The following is an 18,527-nucleotide window of genomic DNA, read 5'->3' on the forward strand; positions in this document are numbered from 1 at the left end:
GGCGGCGGGCTGTGCCCGCCCGCCGCCTTGCCCGTCGCGGGGGAGTCGCTACTGCGCCGGCTTGTCGCTGAGCGCGCTGAGGTTGGCCTTCAGCTGCGCGCCCATCGGCATGTTCAGATTCATGCCTTTGGGGGGGATCGGGGATTCGAACCACTTGCGGTAGAGCCGCGTGAATTCGCCCGATTTCATCAGGCGGGCGAGGGTGCCGTCCACCAGCGCCTTGAACTCGGGATCGTCCTTGCGCAGCATGCAGCCGTAGGGCTCCACCTGCAGTGCGTCACCCACCACCTCGAGCGAATCCGGGTTCTTGGCGTTCGCTTTCAGGCCAAACAGCAAGATATCGTCGAGCGCCAGCGCCACCGCCTGATCGTTTTCCACCAGTTGCAAAGCGTCGCCGTAGTCCTTGCCCAGGACGAACTGCATGTCGAGGTGGTTGTCGGCGCTGTACTGACGGATGACCTTCTCGTTGGTGCTGCCCGCCGTCGAGGCCACGGTCTTCTTGGCCAGGTCGGCGTAGCTAGTGATATGGGCGGTCTTCTTCGCCAGCAGGCGCGTGCCGGCATAGAAGTGGCTGATGGCAAACGCCACGTCCTTGCCGCGCGCCGCGTTGTTGGTGGTCGAACCGCACTCCAGGTCGTAGGTGCCGTCCACCAGCAAGGGGATGCGGTTCTGTGAGGTGACCGGGATGGTGGCCACTTCGAGGTTCGGTTTTTTCAGTTTCTTGCGCACATCATCGACGATGGCGTTGGTCAGATCCACGGAGAACCCCACGGCTTTGTCCGTGCCGGGCAAATAACTGAAAGGCACGGCGGCTTCACGGTAAGACACAGTGATCTTGTTGCTCGCGGCCACCTTTTCCAGCGTGGACGCCGCAACAGCCGGCAGGGTGCAGGCCAGGCCGGTGGCGATCAAAGCAGTCGTCATGAGTTTCTTGGTCTTCATGTTTTTCCTTTCTGTTGGATGGACTGCTCCAATGGAGGTGCGCTCCTCCTTCTCTGGATGACAGCAACGGTTCCTAATCCGATGCAGTCCAGATCACTATAGAGGTGGGCGTGGCGGCGATGCCTGCTACGGGACAGCTTTGTTTGACGAAGCGCAAGTGTTTGGTTTTAGTGATAGGTCCGAAGCCGCAGCAGCTCTTCGTGCAACCATTGCCGGCTTGTCACGGTCGTCCCGCCGTTGCACCGCACCTGGTACGGTTGGCCGCTCAGACTGCTTGCTGTGGCGGCCCGCTCGATAAAGTCCTCGGTGGTCGTGATCAGGTTTCGCGCCACCAAATAGCGGTATTTGTCGCGTATATGCGCCTGCGCCGTTTTGGCGTCGTGCCAGGAGCCATTGCGATAAAACTGGCAGCCGGAGCCTTCGATATAGCCGAGCAGAAAACTCACTTCCATTTGCACCGCGGCGGGGGGCTCCGCACGCGCCGCGGGCTGCCATAGCAGCCCCAGCATCAATACCGCCCCGGCGTATCTCGACTTCATAGTTCCTTGTCCAGTGGCAACAGAGAAAGGGTATGGGCCTTGATTCTTTCCTCGGCGTTGCGGGCCGGCTCTTCGTCGTACTCAACGGCCTTGCCGTTTTCCTCGGTGTGCCACACCAGACCGGGAGCCTTCCCCGTTTCGCTTGGCCGCAGTGTCAGCCGGTAGGAGTTGACCGGCTGTACCATGGCGTCAAAACGCTGGGCAATCTGCCGGGCGAGGGCGGGGCTGTCGATGATCAAGCCTATCTCGGTATTGAGATGCATCGAACGCTGATCGAAATTCATCGAGCCGATGAACACCTTCCGGCGGTCGAAGACAAACAGTTTGGCGTGCAGCGAATAATTGCCGAAACGGGAGATCGCCGCGCTCTGGCCGCTGCCTTTGGCGTTTCCCAGCAACGATCGCACCTCGTACAGCTCCACACCCTGCTCGAGCAGGGGCACCCGGTAATGCATATAGCCGGAATGAGCCAGCAATACGGTGGTCGATTCGAGTGAATTGGTCAGTATCCGCACCCGGACGTTGCGCTGGCGTAGCTGTTCGAACAGGCGCATGCCTTCGTTCCCGGGGATCAGGTAGGGCGTCACCATCAGTAATTCGGATTGCACCGCAAGCGTCGTGTTGGCCACCGGGCGCTGCATCAGCTGCCCTACCATCGCGCCCTGCACCACCTTGCGCTTGTCGGGGCTGTCGTAGACCAGTTGCGCCGGCGCCCAGGTCAGCGGCAAGCGGCCGGAGATCATCCCCTCAAAGGGCTCTCCGGTGGCGACCCGCCTGACGTAGTCGACACCACTGGCTTTCAACTCCTGATGCTGCTCGTTCAAGGCGTCGCGATGCTCATTCAATTCGGCATGCGAGGGTTTCTTGCCGGCCAGTGCCGCAACCGGGATCGACAGCGGGCTGTTCCAGTACTCATCGAAAGACCTCGAGAGCTGGGGGATGATAGGGCCGGCGGCAAAGACGTCCTCGTCGGCGAACTGGGATGCGGGGTTGATCTGAAAGTATTGATCGCCGATGTTGCGCCCGCCAAGCAGCGCCATGGCGTTGTCCACGACCAGCAGTTTATTGTGCATCCGGTAGTCGAGGCGGGAGGCGTTGAACATGAACTCGATGGATCGGAACAGCTTCGAATGGCCGCGGTACGTGAACGGGTTGAAGAGACGAATCTCGACCGAAGGATGGGCTGCCAGACGGGTAATCTGCTCGTCCCCAGCCTCCGTTTCCGCATCGTCGATCAGCACGCGTACGTGTACCCCGCGATCTGCCGCGCGCAGCACCGCTCCGGTCAGCAGCCGGCCCGTTTCATCCCCACGGAAAATGAAGTATTGAAGGTCGAGAGAGCGTTCGGCGGCGTTGATCATCTGCATGCGGGTCAGAAAGCCGTCGGCGCCGACTGGGATGATGCGAAAACCGGAGTGGCCGGCATGGGCCCGCGCCGCCTGGTCAAACAGCCGGCCAAGCCGGGTCTCCTCGGGGTGAGCCAGCGCCGTGGAGGCGGTTTTGGCAACATCCGACCCCGGTGGCAGCGAACGGCAGCCACTGAGGATGGCGACCATCAGTACGACAAGCACAAGCTGGAGCCGGTGGATCATCACACTACTCCCCGCCGCTCCCGGGAGAGAACCAACCGGTTGGTTGCCAGGTGACGCCATCGTCACCGGCCTGGTTGGAAAACGGACCGTGACGGAACCTCTCCGGCGGGGCGGCTATTGATGTATATGACTCCGGACTCAACCGGTAGATGCAACCGCGGGGTGAAGTTATTTGGCAAGTGTTTTTTAGTGTAGTTTTTCCTTGGTCACGCATGGCATTTCCGCGCCACCGTATCGAGCCGGGCCGGTGTTTGGCTGACGACGAGTACGCTGCGGTAGCGCGGCGCGAAAGGGCCGCCGAGCGCCTGTGGTCTCCGTTCAAATAAGGCCCAGTCCCTCGGGGCGGGCTGCATCCGCAAGGAGGGCGGAGCCCGCCGCCTCACGGCCAGGCGCGGCTGGCGGCAAACTCGGTGGCCACCTCGCGGATCAGCGCCCACACCGTTTCGGCCAACGGTGACAGCGAGCGATTCTTGCGGCGCACCAGCATCAGCGAGCGCTCGACGGCGGGGGTGAGCGACCGCACCACCAGATCGCTGGCTTCCGGCAAGGGCAGCGCCAGGATGGGCAGCACGCTGATGCCGATGCCGGCCTCGATCATGCGGTACACGGTGGTGGAATGGCCGAGTTCCTGCGCCACCCGCATGCTCACCTGCTGCTGGGCGAATGCCTTGTCGATGAGCGGCCGGCTGCCCGAGGCGTAGTCGAGCAGCACCAGCGGCTCGGCGGCGAGTTCGCTCCAGGCGACCGACCCGGCGGCGGCGAAACGGTGATCGGCCCGGCAGACCAGGCAGAACGGCTCCTGAAGGATGGTCTCGCAATACAGGTCGTCGGCACCGAGCGGGTCAATGATCACTCCGAAATCGACCTCACCGCTACGCACGCTGGCGAGCACCAGCTGCTGCACCTGGTCGCGCAACATCAGCGACAGCTTGGGGTAGCGCTCGGCACTGCGGGCGATGCAGGAGGGCATCAGGTTGGCCGAAATGGTCGGGCTGGCCGCCACCCGCACCCGTCCCTGGCGGGTTTCGCCCAACTGGCGGGTCTCGGCGAGGCAGCCTTCCAGTTCATCGAGCAGCCGTTCCAGCGTGCCGGCCAGGTTTTGCCCGGCCTCGGTCAGTGCCACGTCGCGGGTGGTGCGATCGAGCAGCTTCAGACCCAGCTCGCCCTCCAGCTCGCGCAGCGCGTGGCTGACCGCCGGTTGCGACAGGCCGATCGCGTCACCGGCACGACTGAAACTGCGGTGCCGGACAACGGCAAGGAAGGTGCGCAATTGGCGCAGAGAGATGTTCATGCAGAAATTGAATGAATTGATCAGATAAATCCATTTGAATTCTATATCGGCAGGCAGAAAAATAACGACATTGAATGGAGGGCAGCGTTTGCTCTCGCAAGCGATCATCAGGAGCACCCCGTGGCACGACCCCGTTTCCTCCCCGACAACTTCACGCTGGCGCTGGTCATCACCGTGCTGCTGGCCACGTTCCTGCCCTGCGAAGGCCAGACTGCCGTGGTATTCGGCAAGGTGACCTATGCCGCGATCGCGCTGCTGTTCTTCCTGCATGGAGCGAAGCTGTCGCGCGAAGCGGTGATCGCCGGGGCGACGCACTGGCGGCTGCACCTGCTGGTGTTCGCCTGTACCTTCATGCTGTTCCCGGCGATGGGCTTTGCGCTCAAACCCATCCTGTCCCCGCTGGTGACGCCGGACCTCTACCTGGGTGTGCTGTTCCTGTGCGCGCTGCCGGCCACGGTGCAGTCCTCCATCGCCTTCACCTCGATGGCGCGCGGTAATATCCCCGCGGCGGTGTGCAGCGCATCGGCGTCGAGCCTGATCGGCATCTTCCTGACCCCGCTGCTGGTCAGCGTGCTGGTGGTATCGCACGCCGGCGGCGCCAGCTCGTGGCACTCGATCATCGACATCATGGTGCAACTGCTGCTGCCCTTCCTGGCCGGTCAGGTGGCCCGACGCTGGATCGGCGGCTGGGTGGAGCGCAACAAGGCGATGCTGCGTTTCGTCGATCAGGGCTCGATCCTGCTGGTGGTCTATACGGCGTTCAGCGAGGCCGTCATCCAGGGACTGTGGCACAACACCCCGGTGAAGGCGCTGGCCGGGCTGCTGGTGGTCAACGGCGTGTTGCTGGCGCTGGCGCTGTTCGCGACACGCACCGCGGCGCGCAAGCTCGGTTTCAATAAGGAAGACGAGATCACCATCGTCTTCTGCGGCTCGAAGAAGAGTCTGGCAAGCGGTATCCCGATGGCCAACGTGCTGTTCGCCGGCCATGCCGTAGGCGCAATCGTGCTGCCCCTGATGCTGTTCCATCAGGTCCAGCTGATGGTGTGTGCGGTGCTGGCGCAACGCTACCGGCATCGTACGGAGAGCCCGGCGGCGGCCAAACAGACCATTTGAACCTCGCGCATCGATGGCAAGCCCTCGCGATCGCACAGTCCCGGGGCGGGCTTACGGGGCGGCTCAGCCAACCCAAGGCCAGGCCAGCGCAACCGTCTGGACCTGCTACCTCTCCTACGACTACGTGCGCATCAACGCCGACTACCGCAGCTGAACGCGGTGCAGGTTGGCCGAAGCCCGGCCCACCCGCCAGAAATGGCACCCACCCTGAAAAAGCCGGCGATTTCGCCGACTTTTTGCATTTTCAGCGCGGTGCCGGCGGGCCGGAAGCGGCGCGGCGGGCGGGTGAGCCGGGTGGGTGGCAAAAAATGTCTATCGGGTAAGTTGTTTCTATTCAGGTGTTTGCATGCTGATTTTTGCGGGGAGGCGCTTTTTTTGGTGTTTTTCAGCAAAAAGGCGTTGACGGGGTGGGGGTCGGGGCGTATAGTTCGCCTCCTCAGCTGACGCAGCGACGGAAACGACGCAGTTGGCACCGCTCTTTAACAAACAGAATAACCGATAGGTGTGAGTGCTCGGCAAAGCCGACACTTGCACTGCAAGACAGGAAATACCTGATATTTCTTTGATCTTGCGTGCCAAAAATTGCTATGAGATTGAACTGAAGAGTTTGATCCTGGCTCAGATTGAACGCTGGCGGCATGCTTTACACATGCAAGTCGAACGGTAACAGGGGCTTCGGCCCGCTGACGAGTGGCGAACGGGTGAGTAATGCGTCGGAACGCACCGAGTAATGGGGGATAACGCAGCGAAAGCTGTGCTAATACCGCATACGCTCCGAGGAGGAAAGCAGGGGATCGTAAGACCTTGCGTTATTCGAGCGGCCGACGTCTGATTAGCTAGTTGGTGGGGTAAAGGCCCACCAAGGCGACGATCAGTAGCGGGTCTGAGAGGATGATCCGCCACACTGGGACTGAGACACGGCCCAGACTCCTACGGGAGGCAGCAGTGGGGAATTTTGGACAATGGGCGCAAGCCTGATCCAGCCATGCCGCGTGTCTGAAGAAGGCCTTCGGGTTGTAAAGGACTTTTGTCCGGGAGCAAATGCCGGTGGCTAATATCCACTGGAGCTGAGAGTACCGGAAGAATAAGCACCGGCTAACTACGTGCCAGCAGCCGCGGTAATACGTAGGGTGCAAGCGTTAATCGGAATTACTGGGCGTAAAGCGTGCGCAGGCGGTTGTGTAAGTCTGATGTGAAAGCCCCGGGCTCAACCTGGGAACGGCATTGGAGACTGCACAGCTAGAGTGCGTCAGAGGGGGTAGAATTCCACGTGTAGCAGTGAAATGCGTAGAGATGTGGAGGAATACCGATGGCGAAGGCAGCCCCCTGGGATGACACTGACGCTCATGCACGAAAGCGTGGGGAGCAAACAGGATTAGATACCCTGGTAGTCCACGCCCTAAACGATGTCAATTAGCTGTTGGGGGTTTGAATCCTTGGTAGCGTAGCTAACGCGTGAAATTGACCGCCTGGGGAGTACGGCCGCAAGGTTAAAACTCAAAGGAATTGACGGGGACCCGCACAAGCGGTGGATGATGTGGATTAATTCGATGCAACGCGAAAAACCTTACCTGCTCTTGACATGTCCGGAACCTCGCAGAGACGTGAGGGTGCCCGAAAGGGAGCCGGAACACAGGTGCTGCATGGCTGTCGTCAGCTCGTGTCGTGAGATGTTGGGTTAAGTCCCGCAACGAGCGCAACCCTTGTCATTAGTTGCCATCATTTAGTTGGGCACTCTAATGAGACTGCCGGTGACAAACCGGAGGAAGGTGGGGATGACGTCAAGTCCTCATGGCCCTTATGAGCAGGGCTTCACACGTCATACAATGGTCGGTACAGAGGGTCGCCAAGCCGCGAGGTGGAGCCAATCTCATAAAACCGATCGTAGTCCGGATCGCACTCTGCAACTCGAGTGCGTGAAGTCGGAATCGCTAGTAATCGCAGATCAGCATGCTGCGGTGAATACGTTCCCGGGTCTTGTACACACCGCCCGTCACACCATGGGAGTGGGGGATACCAGAAGTGGCTAGGATAACCTTCGGGAGTCCGGTTACCACGGTATGCTTCATGACTGGGGTGAAGTCGTAACAAGGTAGCCGTAGGGGAACCTGCGGCTGGATCACCTCCTTTCTAGAGAAGGGCCGAGTCGAGTACTCACAGCCTATCGGTTATTCGCGTTAAGGGCATAGTTGGTTTGCGAAAGCGGATCGACGAAGGCAACTGGGTTTGTAGCTCAGCTGGTTAGAGCACCGTCTTGATAAGGCGGGGGTCGTTGGTTCGAGTCCAACCAGACCCACCATTTGACCTGTTGGGGGATTAGCTCAGTTGGGAGAGCACCTGCTTTGCAAGCAGGGGGTCGTCGGTTCGATCCCGTCATCCTCCACCACTCGACAGTGCAAACAAAAACGAACTCGATGAGTTTGGTTCTGTTTGCGTTGTTCGCGTGCCGCGCAAGCGGCTCAGCAAAAACGCCCGATCTTTAACAAACTGAAGAAGCCGAATTAACAAGACGGCGAGAAGAAAGAAGCAGTTAAGTCTGCTTTGGACGGATCGTCGACTTTGGGTAATTTGATTGTATCTGTGCCATGTCGCCATATCAAAAGGGGCGGTGTGGTACGTCGCACAAACATTCACTGTCGTGGACGTGCTTGAGAGACCCGCAAGGGACTCCCAGGTCACTGAAATGATAGGGTCAAGCGACTAAGTGCATCTGGTGGATGCCTTGGCGATCACAGGCGATGAAGGACGTGTAAGCCTGCGAAAAGCTTCGGGGAGCTGGCAATAGAGCGATGATCCGGAGATATCCGAATGGGGAAACCCACCTAGCAATAGGTACTCCTTGCTGAACACATAGGCAAGGTAGAGCGAACGCGGAGAACTGAAACATCTAAGTACCCGCAGGAATAGAAATCAACCGAGATTCCGTCAGTAGTGGCGAGCGAACGCGGAACAGCCTGTACGTGTTATGGATTGTGTTAGTGGAAGGCCCTGGAAATGGCCGCCATAGTGGGTGATAGCCCCGTACACGAAAACGCATTCCAAGGACTAGGCGTACGAGAAGTAGGGCGGGACACGCGAAATCCTGTCTGAAGATGGGGGGACCATCCTCCAAGGCTAAATACTCGTGATCGACCGATAGTGAACCAGTACCGTGAGGGAAAGGCGAAAAGAACCCCGGGAGGGGAGTGAAATAGAACCTGAAACCGGATGCATACAAACAGTGGGAGCCTCGCAAGGGGTGACTGCGTACCTTTTGTATAATGGGTCAGCGACTTACGTTCAGTAGCGAGCTTAACCGAATAGGGGAGGCGTAGGGAAACCGAGTCCGAATAGGGCGCTTTAGTTGCTGGGCGTAGACCCGAAACCGAGTGATCTATCCATGGCCAGGATGAAGGTGCGGTAACACGCACTGGAGGTCCGAACCCACTAGTGTTGCAAAACTAGGGGATGAGCTGTGGATAGGGGTGAAAGGCTAAACAAACTCGGAGATAGCTGGTTCTCCCCGAAAACTATTTAGGTAGTGCCTCATGTATCACTTCCGGGGGTAAAGCACTGTTATGGCTAGGGGGTCATTGCGATTTACCAAACCATGGCAAACTCTGAATACCGGAAAGTGCGAGCATGGGAGACAGACGGTGGGTGCTAACGTCCATCGTCAAGAGGGAAACAACCCAGACCGCCGGCTAAGGTCCCAAATGATCAGTTAAGTGGTAAACGAAGTGGGAAGGCCTAGACAGCCAGGATGTTGGCTTAGAAGCAGCCATCATTTAAAGAAAGCGTAATAGCTCACTGGTCGAGTCGTCCTGCGCGGAAGATGTAACGGGGCTCAAACTGATAACCGAAGCCGCGGATTTGCACGCAAGTGCAGATGGTAGGGGAGCGTTCTGTAGGTCTGTGAAGGTGTGTCGTAAGGCATGCTGGAGATATCAGAAGTGCGAATGCTGACATGAGTAGCGATAAAGCGGGTGAAAAGCCCGCTCGCCGAAAGCCCAAGGTTTCCTACGCAACGTTCATCGGCGTAGGGTGAGTCGGCCCCTAAGGCGAGGCTGAAAAGCGTAGTCGATGGGAAACGGGTCAATATTCCCGTACTTTCGTATAGTGCGATGTGGGGACGGAGAAGGTTAGGTCAGCCAGGTGTTGGATGCCCTGGTTCAAGCCGGTAGGTGGAAGGAGTAGGCAAATCCGCTCCTTTGTTAACACCGAGACGTGATAACGAGGTTCTACGGAACCGAAGTGACTGATACCACGCTTCCAGGAAAAGCCACTAAGCTTCAGCTATACGAGAACCGTACCGCAAACCGACACAGGTGGGCAGGATGAAAATTCTAAGGCGCTTGAGAGAACTCAGGAGAAGGAACTCGGCAAATTGATACCGTAACTTCGGGAGAAGGTATGCCTCTTAAGGTGTAGGACCTCGCGTTCGAAGCCTCGAGAGGTCGCAGAGAATCGGTGGCTGCGACTGTTTATCAAAAACACAGCACTGTGCCAACACGAAAGTGGACGTATACGGTGTGACGCCTGCCCGGTGCCGGAAGGTTAAGTGATGGGGTGCAAGCTCTTGATCGAAGCCCCGGTAAACGGCGGCCGTAACTATAACGGTCCTAAGGTAGCGAAATTCCTTGTCGGGTAAGTTCCGACCCGCACGAATGGCGTAACGATGGCCACACTGTCTCCTCCTGAGACTCAGCGAAGTTGAAATGTTTGTGAAGATGCAATCTCCCCGCTGCTAGACGGAAAGACCCCGTGAACCTTTACTGTAGCTTTGCATTGGACTTTGAACAGACTTGTGTAGGATAGGTGGGAGGCTATGAAACCAGGACGCTAGTTCTGGTGGAGCCGTCCTTGAAATACCACCCTGGTGTGTTTGAGGTTCTAACCTTGGTCCGTGATCCGGATCGGGGACAGTGCATGGTAGGCAGTTTGACTGGGGCGGTCTCCTCCCAAAGTGTAACGGAGGAGTTCGAAGGTCACCTAGGTACGGTCGGAAATCGTGCTGATAGTGCAATGGCATAAGGTGGCTTAACTGCGAGACCGACAAGTCGAGCAGGTGCGAAAGCAGGACATAGTGATCCGGTGGTTCTGAATGGAAGGGCCATCGCTCAACGGATAAAAGGTACTCCGGGGATAACAGGCTGATTCCGCCCAAGAGTTCACATCGACGGCGGAGTTTGGCACCTCGATGTCGGCTCATCACATCCTGGGGCTGTAGCCGGTCCCAAGGGTATGGCTGTTCGCCATTTAAAGTGGTACGTGAGCTGGGTTCAAAACGTCGTGAGACAGTTTGGTCCCTATCTGCAGTGGGCGTTGGAAGTTTGACGGGGGCTGCTCCTAGTACGAGAGGACCGGAGTGGACGAACCTCTGGTGTACCGGTTGTCACGCCAGTGGCATTGCCGGGTAGCTAAGTTCGGAAGAGATAACCGCTGAAAGCATCTAAGCGGGAAACTCGCCTGAAGATGAGACTTCCCTGAGGGCTTGACCCTCCTGAAGAGTCGTTCGAGACCAGGACGTTGATAGGTCGGGTGTGGAAGCGCTGTGAGGCGTGAAGCTAACCGATACTAATTGCTCGTGAGGCTTGATCCTATCATTTGAGTGGCTTGGGCCACGCGGTGAATAGAGTGTGCGACGTACAATCGATTACCCAATTCGAAATGGAAGCTGAGAGGCTTCCAGGCTTCTTCCAGTTTGTTGACAGTTTATGTCTGGCGGCCTTAGCGAGGTGGTCCCACCCCTTCCCATCCCGAACAGGACCGTGAAACGCCTTAGCGCCGATGATAGTGCGGCATTGCCGTGTGAAAGTAGGACACCGCCAGACTCCCCTTACAAAAGCCCAGCTCATCCGAGCTGGGCTTTGTGTTTTTATGGCGTCGCCATGCCGCAATGGCTCCTCTGGCTGATGCATTACGGGTGTTTGTGGCTGAGGATGGCACAGATGCCGCTTTTAGTTGTACATTCTTAATCTTCCCGACAATTCGATCAGCCTGTGTCCTGGGGAGAACCCGTATGCCGCAGGCTTGCTGAACATGCAGACCCCCAGTGCACATGCACTGGGGGTTTTTGTGTTTACAGCCCGAACCGCCCGTCGGGGCGCCGACGAGCTGGCGCTTGGCGGCGGCGCTGGCTCCGCGTTCTCCCTCTCCCACTGACGGCTTGGCTGAAGAGCTGGCTGTGGCGTCCTAGCCTACTCCCCACAGGCCATACCATTCGGAAGTAAAGAGAAGCCCGTCACTGAAGGGGGGCGGACATGGGGAAGGGCAGATGATCGGCCCCCTCACTCCGATCGGGGGATGTCAGTGCAACTTTACTTGGGGTTCGGCGCGCTTGGAAAGCAGCCGGCCTATCGTCGCCAGACACGTCCTTCCCAGCCCATACAAGGCCATCTTGTGCTTGCTGTAGAGCGACAAGTACATCAGGCGCGCAAACTGCCCCTGGATGAACAGGCTCTTGCGTGACAGGGAACTCATCAGGCTACCCACCGTGCTGTATTTGCCCAGCGAGATCAGCGAGCCCAGGTCGCGATAGGCAAATGTCCGCAGCGGTTTGCCCTGTAGTTGCCGTTTCAGGTTCGCGAGCAAAAGGGTGGCTTGCTGGTGGGCAGCCTGGGCGCGAGGCGGTACCCAGCCTTGCTTCTCTTCCCACGGGCAAGCAGCGCAATCCCCAAGGGCGAAAATAGCCGGATCCAAGGTGGTCTGCAGGGTGGGGGTGACCACCAGTTGATTGAGCCGATTGGTTTCCAGGCCGTCCAGCCGGGAGAGGAAGTCGGGTGCCTTGACTCCCGCGGCCCAGACCACCAATTCCGACGGGATGAGCTTGCCACTCGCGGTTAGCACGGATGTCTCGGTCACCTCGGTGACCTTTTCTCCGGTCAACACCGTGACATTGAGCTTTTCCAGCAGGCGCCGGGCATTGTGCGACAGTTCAGGGGGCAGGGCAGGGAGGATGCGATCCCCGGCTTCGATCAGGGTCAGGCGGATATCCCGGTCGGGATCGATACTTTCCCGCCCATACGCCACCAGCTCCCGCGTGGTGTTGCGCAGTTCTGCCGCCAGTTCGACACCGGTGGCCCCGGCACCAATGATGGTGATTTGCAGTTGTTCGGGGCGCAATGGCGCATTTTGCAGGCTGGCCCGAACGCAGGCGTTGACCATGCGCTGATGGAAATGCGTGGCCTGTTCCGGGGTGTTCAAACTGATGGCATGCTGAGCAACGCCCCGGGTGCCAAAATCGTTGGTGCCGCTGCCGACGGCCAGCACCAGGGTGTCGTAGGAAATCCGGCGGCGCGGAATCAGCTCCTGTCCGTCGCCATCCAGGGTGGGAGCGACATGCATGACCTTCTCGTTACGGTCCAGTCCATCCATGCGGCCCAGACAGAAACGGAAGCCGTGCCACCGGGCTTGAGCCAGGTAGTCGAGTTCTTCTTTGGCCGGTGTCATGCTTCCGGCTGCAATTTCGTGCAGCAGGGGTTTCCAGATATGGGTGCGGGAGCAGTCGACCAGGGTGATTTCGGCTTGTTGCCGGCGTCCCAGGGTGTCACCTAGCCGCGTTGCTAGCGCCAGCCCGCCGGCGCCTCCTCCCACAATGACGATTTTCTGCATGTTGGACGTGGGCATCGGTGTCTCCTGAGGTGCGTTTGCCTGGCCATGCTTCCTCGTATGCACAATTTGCCTTGTTGGCGGTAATGCGGAAGGGCCGTTAGAATGGCCTGAAATGAGGCCGTTAGCGGCTAATTTGCCCGGTGTGTGCCACCTTCGGCAAACGATATAAATTCAGTACATTGTGAGTGATGGGAACAATAGGTGAGGCGGAAGATACCGAGCATCGAGGCGCTGCAGGCGTTTGAAGCGGCGGCACGGCACCAGAGCTTTACCCGGGCCGCGGAAGAATTGGCTTTGACACAAAGCGCCGTCTGCAAGCAGATCGCGACGCTGGAGGAAATGCTGGGGATTGCCCTGTTTAATCGCATCAAGCGGCGCGTCAGTCTGAGCGAGGCGGGCCAGGTCTATGCCCGGGAGGTGCGGGAGCATCTCGACCGACTGGAGCGCAGCACCTTGTCCATCATGGCGCATCAAGGTTCGGGCGGCGTTATCGAACTGGCGGCGATCCCCACCTTCGCCACGCGCTGGCTGATCCCGCGCCTGCCCGGGTTTTACGCCGAGCACCCCAATATCACGATCAATATTACCACCCGTTCCGATACCTTCATTTTTGCCGACACCGTTTTCGACGCCTCCATTCATTTCGGGACGGGGGTCTGGCCCGGCGCCCATGCCGATCATCTGTTTGGCGAGGAAATGATCCCGGTTTGCAGCCCGCAGCTGCTGGCGCGGCATCCTTGTCCGCAGCCGCAGGACCTGGTCAAGCTGAAGCTCCTGCACCTGTCGGCACGGCACGATGCCTGGCATAAATGGTTTGCCGCGGCCGGGGCCAGCGACCTGAACGCCATGGTCGGCCCGCGCTACGAGCTGTTTTCGATGCTGGTGGAGGCGGCCCGGGCGCAAATGGGGGTCGCCTTGGTGCCGCGTTTTCTGGTGCAGGAAGAGATCCGCTCGGGTTCGCTGGTGACACCCTTCGATATCCCGATGCAGAGCGAGATGGGCTATTTTCTGGTCTACCCGGAAAGCAAGCAGGAGGCCAAAGTCCTTCAGGCTTTTGTCGGCTGGTTGCTCGAGCAAGCCAAGCAGTATCGTTTACAGCTTCAGCCGTAGCGCCGGGCTTCGTCCAGGGCGAGCCCGCCAGGTGCCAACAGACAAGCCCACTGCGCCGGCACGCTTCTGATCGGAGGGCGTGCGATGCAGGATGTGTTGGGGGGCCTTGGCGGCGCCTCGCCGGGATGCCGGGTCAGATCGACACGAAGGGCCGGTCTTTGAGCGAGGCTTTGAACCCCTCGACGACCTCGTGCACCTTGCCCCAGCTCGGCAGGGCCTTCATTCGGTTTAACCAGCGTCGCACGTTGGGGTAGTCCAGATATTCGCAGCGTACCAGTTCGCCCACCGCGACCATCTCGGCGCCGACGTAGTCGGCGAGGGTGATCGTGTCGCCGCAGAGAAACCGTCTATCGGGGCCGATCAAGTCCTTGTCGAGGATGCCGAGCCAGTGTTGGGCTCTTTGCTTGCCCCAGGCAATGGTCCCAGCATGGGCCTCCTCGGTTGGACGTTTGTGGTGAGGGAACAATTGCGGGTAGACCAGACCGTAGCCATGGTCCTTGTAATAGTTGCTGTAGAACCACTCCATGGCCTCGTCGACGCGTGCCCGTTGCTTCAGGTCGGCGGGGTAGGCCAACGACTGGGTCATGCCGGCAAGATAGCGAATGATGGCCCCGCTTTCCGTCAGCACAAAGCCGTCGTCATCCAGCACAGGGACCAGGCAACTGGGGTTGATGGCCTGGAACTCGGGCTTGAGGTGTTCGCCGGTCATGAGGTCGACCAGCTGATAATCCAGTGGGATCGCCTCTTCGGCCGCGAACATCATGATGATGCGGCTCGTGGTCGAGGCGGGGTGGTAATAGAGTTTCATCGCGAATTCTCCAAAGGCGGACGTGGGCGTCTCAGGGCCTGGTTCTAGGCGCATTCACCGCAGGGCATGGGTTGCTGCTGGAGGATGACGCCACGGAGGCGGGCAACCCCCATCAAATGCGCAGGTGATCGATCATGTGCGATTTGCTGCGCGGCGTGGCCGAACCTCCTGTCCGCGCCGCCACCGCGCCGGCATTTAGCCCGGCCAGCCAGGCGACGATCTCGTGCGCCGATCATCCTGCCGGGGCGTTGTGGCGCGCTTTTTCGGTGCGGTCCGCCGTGGTCAGCATGCCCTGGAAAAATGACATGGCTGAGGGGCCGTTTCATCCTGATTGGACGCTAGTTGCTGGTGGGGTGGATTGCAAGAAAACGGTCCCCGTCTTTCTCTCTCCGCCCGGTGTTGGGATGGGGGTTAGGGCGAGGCAGGTCGTGCCGGGATGCTGCATTGTTTACCGATAGTAAACAAATTCTTTCTCATAGCATGGTTTTTCTGAATTCTCCGAAGCGATAAATTTTGCATATGAAATTTGCAAAGGGGGGATTTCCCTCCTGGCTTATTAACACATCGGAGTTCATATGAAAAAAGTTGCATTCGTTGTTGCCGGGCTGCTGGTGGCCTGCTCGGTTTTCGCCAAGGACAGCTACGTTGCGCCCACGGACGCCCAGGTTCAGGCCTGGCAGGCGGAACAGGGTAAAATCAAGGCCAGCTATGCCCAGCTGCCGCCGGCCGAGCAAGCCCGCCTCAGTCAGCAGAATGCCTATTGGTCCGCACGTTGGGTCAAAGAGAACCAGGCCAGTCGTTAAGTTTCGTGGGGCGTCAGCCCCCGCTGCCTGTCTCCAGGCTCGATGATCGGGCCGTGAGTTGTCAAAAGGCTGAGCCACCCGGCTCGGCCTTTTTCCTTGCAAGGAGGGGAAATTCAGTCCCTCAGACACGCCAGGTGAGCCGGGTCATGGCGCGGCTTCGGGTTGGCTGGGTTTCATCTCCTTCATCAAGGTGAATGCCTCGTCCTGTCCGACGATCTTGATCGTCATCGGGTCCCCCGCGAAAGGGAATGCCCAGGAGCGTCCCGGGCTGTAACCCACCACCAGGTAGTAAGTTTTGCCCGATTCGGCTTCCAACGTGGCGACCCGTTTCCCTTGTGGGAAGGCCTTGAATCGGAATTCGTGATGGCCTGCTCCGATCGGCAGGGTTTTGTAGGTGAGGCGTGGCAGACTGGCGATTTCAGATCCGTTGTCAGTAATATCCTGGTTGTTGGACACCAGGGTCGGGCCACTGATGTTCATGACCACCAGCGTGGCGGATTCGGCGACCTCCTTCGAGGCAGGCGGTGTCTCTGCCGACACGTCAGTCTGCGCCCAAAGCGCTGTGCTCAGGCCCAGCCCGCAGGCGGCAACAAACCAACGGCAGTTCCTTCTCCAGTTGTTCATGCCTCCTCCTCGTCAAATCGGTTGCTCCTTAAAACTTTTATTTGCCGCTCCCGTCCTTGTCAACCTCGGAAAATCAACATGGCAGGGGTGCCATGTCGCGCCCGGTAAGGCCTGTCGACGTATGGCATGTCGAGTAAGTGAGCTGCGGCTGCTCTTGCGTTAGGATCGGACAAAAACAGGAGCGTTACATGCCCACATCCATTCCCTCTGCGTGCACGGGTTCCAATCGGTATGCGGTGCGTACCGTCTATCCATGAAACGCTTGCGGCGGGGGCGCTTCGGTTGGCGGGCGGCGAGGGTAGGGGATTACGCGGTGAAGACCAAGGCTGTTAAGCTCGCTGTGACGCACGAGCCGGATTCGAGGCTATGCCGGACTGACCACCATTCATTGGGCCTGGCGATGGCTTTCCGCAAATCGATTCAGCGGCGACCAGTGGCCACCAAGAAAACATAAGGAGAAATCGGATGAAGCGTCGCTTTGCCACCCTGATGGCAGCGTGTGCTGTCAGCATGGCCGCCCCCATGGCCATGGCGGCCAAACCGCTGGTGTTCTGTGCCGAAGCGGCACCCGAGGGTTTCGATCCGGCGTTGTGGGACAGCGCCTTGACCTATAACGTCACGCGGCAGATTTTCCAGGGCCTGGTGCGATTCAAGCACGGCGGCACGGCGCTGCAGCCGGCCCTGGCAACCGGCTGGGAGGTGTCGGACGATGGTCTGGAGTACACCTTCCACCTGCGCCGCGGCGTCAAGTTCCACCGCACCGACTACTTCCAGCCCAGCCGCGACTTCAACGCCGACGACGTGGTGTTCACCATCACCCGCTGGATCAATCCGGAGGCGCCGTTCAACAAGGCGTTCCGAACCCAGCTGCTGGGCCCCAACGCCAACGGTATCGCGCAGAGCGTGGCCGCGGTGAAGAAGGTCGACCCTTACACCGTCACGCTGCGGCTGAAGGAGCGCAACTCGACCTTTGTCAATTTCCTGGCGATGGGGTTTGCCGGCATGCAGTCGGCCGAGTATGGCGCCAAGCTGTTGGCCGAAGGGCGAGCCGCCGACATCAACCTGAAGCCGATCGGCACCGGCCCCTTCCTGTTCAAGGGCTATGCCAAGGACGCGGCGGTACGCTATGCCGCCAACCCCGGCTACTGGGGCAAGAAACAGAAAACCCAGAGCCTGGTGTTTGCCATCGTCACCGACCCGCAGGTGCGGCTGCAGAAGCTGAAGAGCAACGAGTGCCAGGTGGCGGCGGCGGTGCGCGAGGCCGACCTGGACGGCCTCAACGGCGCGCCGGGGGTGAAGGTCACCTCCACCGGGGCGATGAACATCTCCTACCTCGCCTACAACCTCCAGCGGCCGCAACTGGCCAATCGCGATGTGCGCGTGGCGCTCGACATCGCCATCGACCGTGATGCGCTGTTCCGAGTGATGTTCCCCAAGGGCGGGGCCATCCAGGCGATCAACCCGTTCCCGCCGTCGGTGTGGAGCTGGAACGGCAAGAACCGGAACGAGTACAACCCGGCGAAGGCGCGGCAACTGCTGGCCAAGGCCGGCTATCCGGACGGCTTCGCCATCACGCTGTGGGCGCTGCCGGTGCAGCGGCCGACCAATCCCAACGGCAAGCTGATGGCGCAGATGATCCAGCAGGATTGGGCCAAGATCGGGGTGAAGACGACCATCCAGAGCTTCGAGTGGGGCGAGTACCTGAAGCGCGCCGCGCAGGGTGAGCACGATGTCTACATGAGCGGCTGGACCAGCGACGCCGGCGACCCGGATGACTTTTTGTGGGGCACGCTGTCGTGCAGCGTCAGCAAGAATGGCCAGCGCTTCTGCAACAAGGAGTTCGACGAGCTGCTGTTGAAAGCGCGCCAGACCAGTGACCAGCGCCAGCGCAGCGCCTACTACCTCAAGGCGCAGGAAATCTTCAAGCGTGAACGGCCGTGGATCACCGTCGCCCACTCCAAGATCTACATTCCGCTGCGCAACGACGTGGAGGGCTTCGTGATGAACCCCAATGGCTCGTTCGACTTCGAGGACGTCTACCTCAAATAACCCCGGCCACGACGCGCCGCGCGCCGTACCCGCCGCCGGCGCGGCGGGTCACACCCGCTTCAT

General features: G+C 59.5%; 12 protein-coding genes, 2 tRNA genes and 3 rRNA genes. 10 read left to right on the forward strand and 7 right to left on the reverse strand.

All coding sequences use genetic code 11. From position 1 onward, the window contains the following. Positions 1 to 48 precede the first annotated feature (48 nt). From ABKF58_RS12070 to ABKF58_RS12085, 4 genes are all read right to left on the reverse strand, one after another. Complete coding sequence (locus ABKF58_RS12070; protein WP_482580899.1) at positions 49 to 942, reverse strand: transporter substrate-binding domain-containing protein; 894 nt, start codon at positions 940 to 942, stop codon at positions 49 to 51. Between the two features lie 167 nt (positions 943 to 1,109). Further along, on the reverse strand, positions 1,110 to 1,451 hold the full coding sequence (locus ABKF58_RS12075; RefSeq protein WP_482580901.1) for a YfeK family protein: 342 nt from the start codon (positions 1,449 to 1,451) through the stop codon (positions 1,110 to 1,112). A 26-nt stretch (positions 1,452 to 1,477) separates the two neighbouring features. Further along, entirely contained in the window at positions 1,478 to 3,073 is a 1,596-nt protein-coding gene (locus ABKF58_RS12080; RefSeq protein ID WP_482580902.1) for a phospholipase D family protein, read from the reverse strand. Between the two features lie 379 nt (positions 3,074 to 3,452). Then, on the reverse strand, positions 3,453 to 4,364 hold the full coding sequence (locus ABKF58_RS12085; RefSeq protein ID WP_482580904.1) for a LysR substrate-binding domain-containing protein: 912 nt from the start codon (positions 4,362 to 4,364) through the stop codon (positions 3,453 to 3,455). 120 nt (positions 4,365 to 4,484) lie between these two features. On the opposite strand from ABKF58_RS12085, the gene ABKF58_RS12090 reads away from it, so the two are divergent. The 7 genes from ABKF58_RS12090 (at position 4,485) to rrf (ending at position 11,290) form a co-directional block, all read left to right on the forward strand. Then, entirely contained in the window at positions 4,485 to 5,477 is a 993-nt protein-coding gene (locus ABKF58_RS12090; protein WP_482580905.1) for a bile acid:sodium symporter family protein, read from the forward strand. A gap of 13 nt (positions 5,478 to 5,490) precedes the next feature. Then, complete coding sequence (locus ABKF58_RS12095) at positions 5,491 to 5,631, forward strand: bifunctional ornithine acetyltransferase/N-acetylglutamate synthase (RefSeq protein WP_482580907.1); 141 nt, start codon at positions 5,491 to 5,493, stop codon at positions 5,629 to 5,631. 441 nt (positions 5,632 to 6,072) lie between these two features. Beyond that, positions 6,073 to 7,607: ribosomal RNA gene (locus ABKF58_RS12100) — 16S ribosomal RNA — on the forward strand. A gap of 92 nt (positions 7,608 to 7,699) precedes the next feature. Further along, a tRNA-Ile gene (locus ABKF58_RS12105) sits at positions 7,700 to 7,776 on the forward strand. Positions 7,777 to 7,787: 11 nt separating this feature from the next. Then, a tRNA-Ala gene (locus ABKF58_RS12110) sits at positions 7,788 to 7,863 on the forward strand. 304 nt (positions 7,864 to 8,167) lie between these two features. Continuing rightward, positions 8,168 to 11,058, forward strand: a 23S ribosomal RNA gene (locus ABKF58_RS12115). Between the two features lie 118 nt (positions 11,059 to 11,176). Further along, positions 11,177 to 11,290, forward strand: a 5S ribosomal RNA gene (gene rrf / locus ABKF58_RS12120). Together the 16S, 23S and 5S rRNA genes with 2 tRNA genes alongside form the textbook arrangement of a ribosomal RNA operon. Before the next feature lie 475 nt (positions 11,291 to 11,765). Here rrf and ABKF58_RS12125 read toward each other — a convergent pair. Further along, entirely contained in the window at positions 11,766 to 13,085 is a 1,320-nt protein-coding gene (locus tag ABKF58_RS12125) for an NAD(P)/FAD-dependent oxidoreductase (protein ID WP_482580909.1), read from the reverse strand. A 186-nt stretch (positions 13,086 to 13,271) separates the two neighbouring features. On the opposite strand from ABKF58_RS12125, the gene gcvA reads away from it, so the two are divergent. Beyond that, positions 13,272 to 14,180 (forward strand): transcriptional regulator GcvA, encoded by a 909-nt coding sequence (gene gcvA / locus ABKF58_RS12130; protein ID WP_482580911.1) that lies wholly within the window; start codon positions 13,272 to 13,274, stop codon positions 14,178 to 14,180. Positions 14,181 to 14,313: 133 nt separating this feature from the next. On the opposite strand, the gene ABKF58_RS12135 is transcribed toward gcvA, so the two are convergent. Beyond that, positions 14,314 to 14,988, reverse strand: a complete 675-nt coding sequence (locus ABKF58_RS12135; protein ID WP_482580913.1) for a glutathione S-transferase family protein — start codon at positions 14,986 to 14,988, stop codon at positions 14,314 to 14,316. A gap of 575 nt (positions 14,989 to 15,563) precedes the next feature. Here ABKF58_RS12135 and ABKF58_RS12140 point away from each other — a divergent pair. Then, positions 15,564 to 15,791 carry a hypothetical protein gene (locus tag ABKF58_RS12140; RefSeq protein ID WP_482580915.1) on the forward strand — a complete coding sequence of 76 codons (228 nt, stop codon included), beginning with the start codon at positions 15,564 to 15,566 and terminating at the stop codon, positions 15,789 to 15,791. Positions 15,792 to 15,935: 144 nt separating this feature from the next. Here the strand turns inward: ABKF58_RS12140 and ABKF58_RS12145 are convergent, their stop codons facing one another. Next, positions 15,936 to 16,415 carry a hypothetical protein gene (locus tag ABKF58_RS12145; RefSeq protein ID WP_482580916.1) on the reverse strand — a complete coding sequence of 160 codons (480 nt, stop codon included), beginning with the start codon at positions 16,413 to 16,415 and terminating at the stop codon, positions 15,936 to 15,938. 465 nt (positions 16,416 to 16,880) lie between these two features. Between ABKF58_RS12145 and ABKF58_RS12150 the strand changes: the two genes are divergently transcribed. Next, entirely contained in the window at positions 16,881 to 18,464 is a 1,584-nt protein-coding gene (locus tag ABKF58_RS12150; RefSeq protein ID WP_482580917.1) for an ABC transporter substrate-binding protein, read from the forward strand. The last annotated feature ends 63 nt before the right edge of the window (positions 18,465 to 18,527 follow it).

This window comes from Pseudogulbenkiania sp. AW2-16 (genome assembly GCF_056824575.1).

Excerpts from the sequence above, each read along its gene's own strand:
- ABKF58_RS12095 (WP_482580907.1), top strand. The coding sequence starts at position 5,491 with ATGGCAAGCCCTCGCGATCGCACAGTCCCGGGGCGGGCTTACGGGGCG.
- ABKF58_RS12150 (WP_482580917.1), top strand. The coding sequence starts at position 16,881 with ATGAAGCGTCGCTTTGCCACCCTGATGGCAGCGTGTGCTGTCAGCATG.
- ABKF58_RS12075 (WP_482580901.1), bottom strand. The coding sequence starts at position 1,451 with ATGCTGGGGCTGCTATGGCAGCCCGCGGCGCGTGCGGAGCCCCCCGCC.
- ABKF58_RS12140 (WP_482580915.1), top strand. The coding sequence starts at position 15,564 with ATGAAAAAAGTTGCATTCGTTGTTGCCGGGCTGCTGGTGGCCTGCTCG.
- ABKF58_RS12145 (WP_482580916.1), bottom strand. The coding sequence starts at position 16,415 with ATGAACAACTGGAGAAGGAACTGCCGTTGGTTTGTTGCCGCCTGCGGG.
- ABKF58_RS12125 (WP_482580909.1), bottom strand. The coding sequence starts at position 13,085 with ATGCCCACGTCCAACATGCAGAAAATCGTCATTGTGGGAGGAGGCGCC.
- ABKF58_RS12135 (WP_482580913.1), bottom strand. The coding sequence starts at position 14,988 with ATGAAACTCTATTACCACCCCGCCTCGACCACGAGCCGCATCATCATG.
- ABKF58_RS12085 (WP_482580904.1), bottom strand. The coding sequence starts at position 4,364 with ATGAACATCTCTCTGCGCCAATTGCGCACCTTCCTTGCCGTTGTCCGG.
- ABKF58_RS12080 (WP_482580902.1), bottom strand. The coding sequence starts at position 3,073 with ATGATCCACCGGCTCCAGCTTGTGCTTGTCGTACTGATGGTCGCCATC.
- ABKF58_RS12070 (WP_482580899.1), bottom strand. The coding sequence starts at position 942 with ATGAAGACCAAGAAACTCATGACGACTGCTTTGATCGCCACCGGCCTG.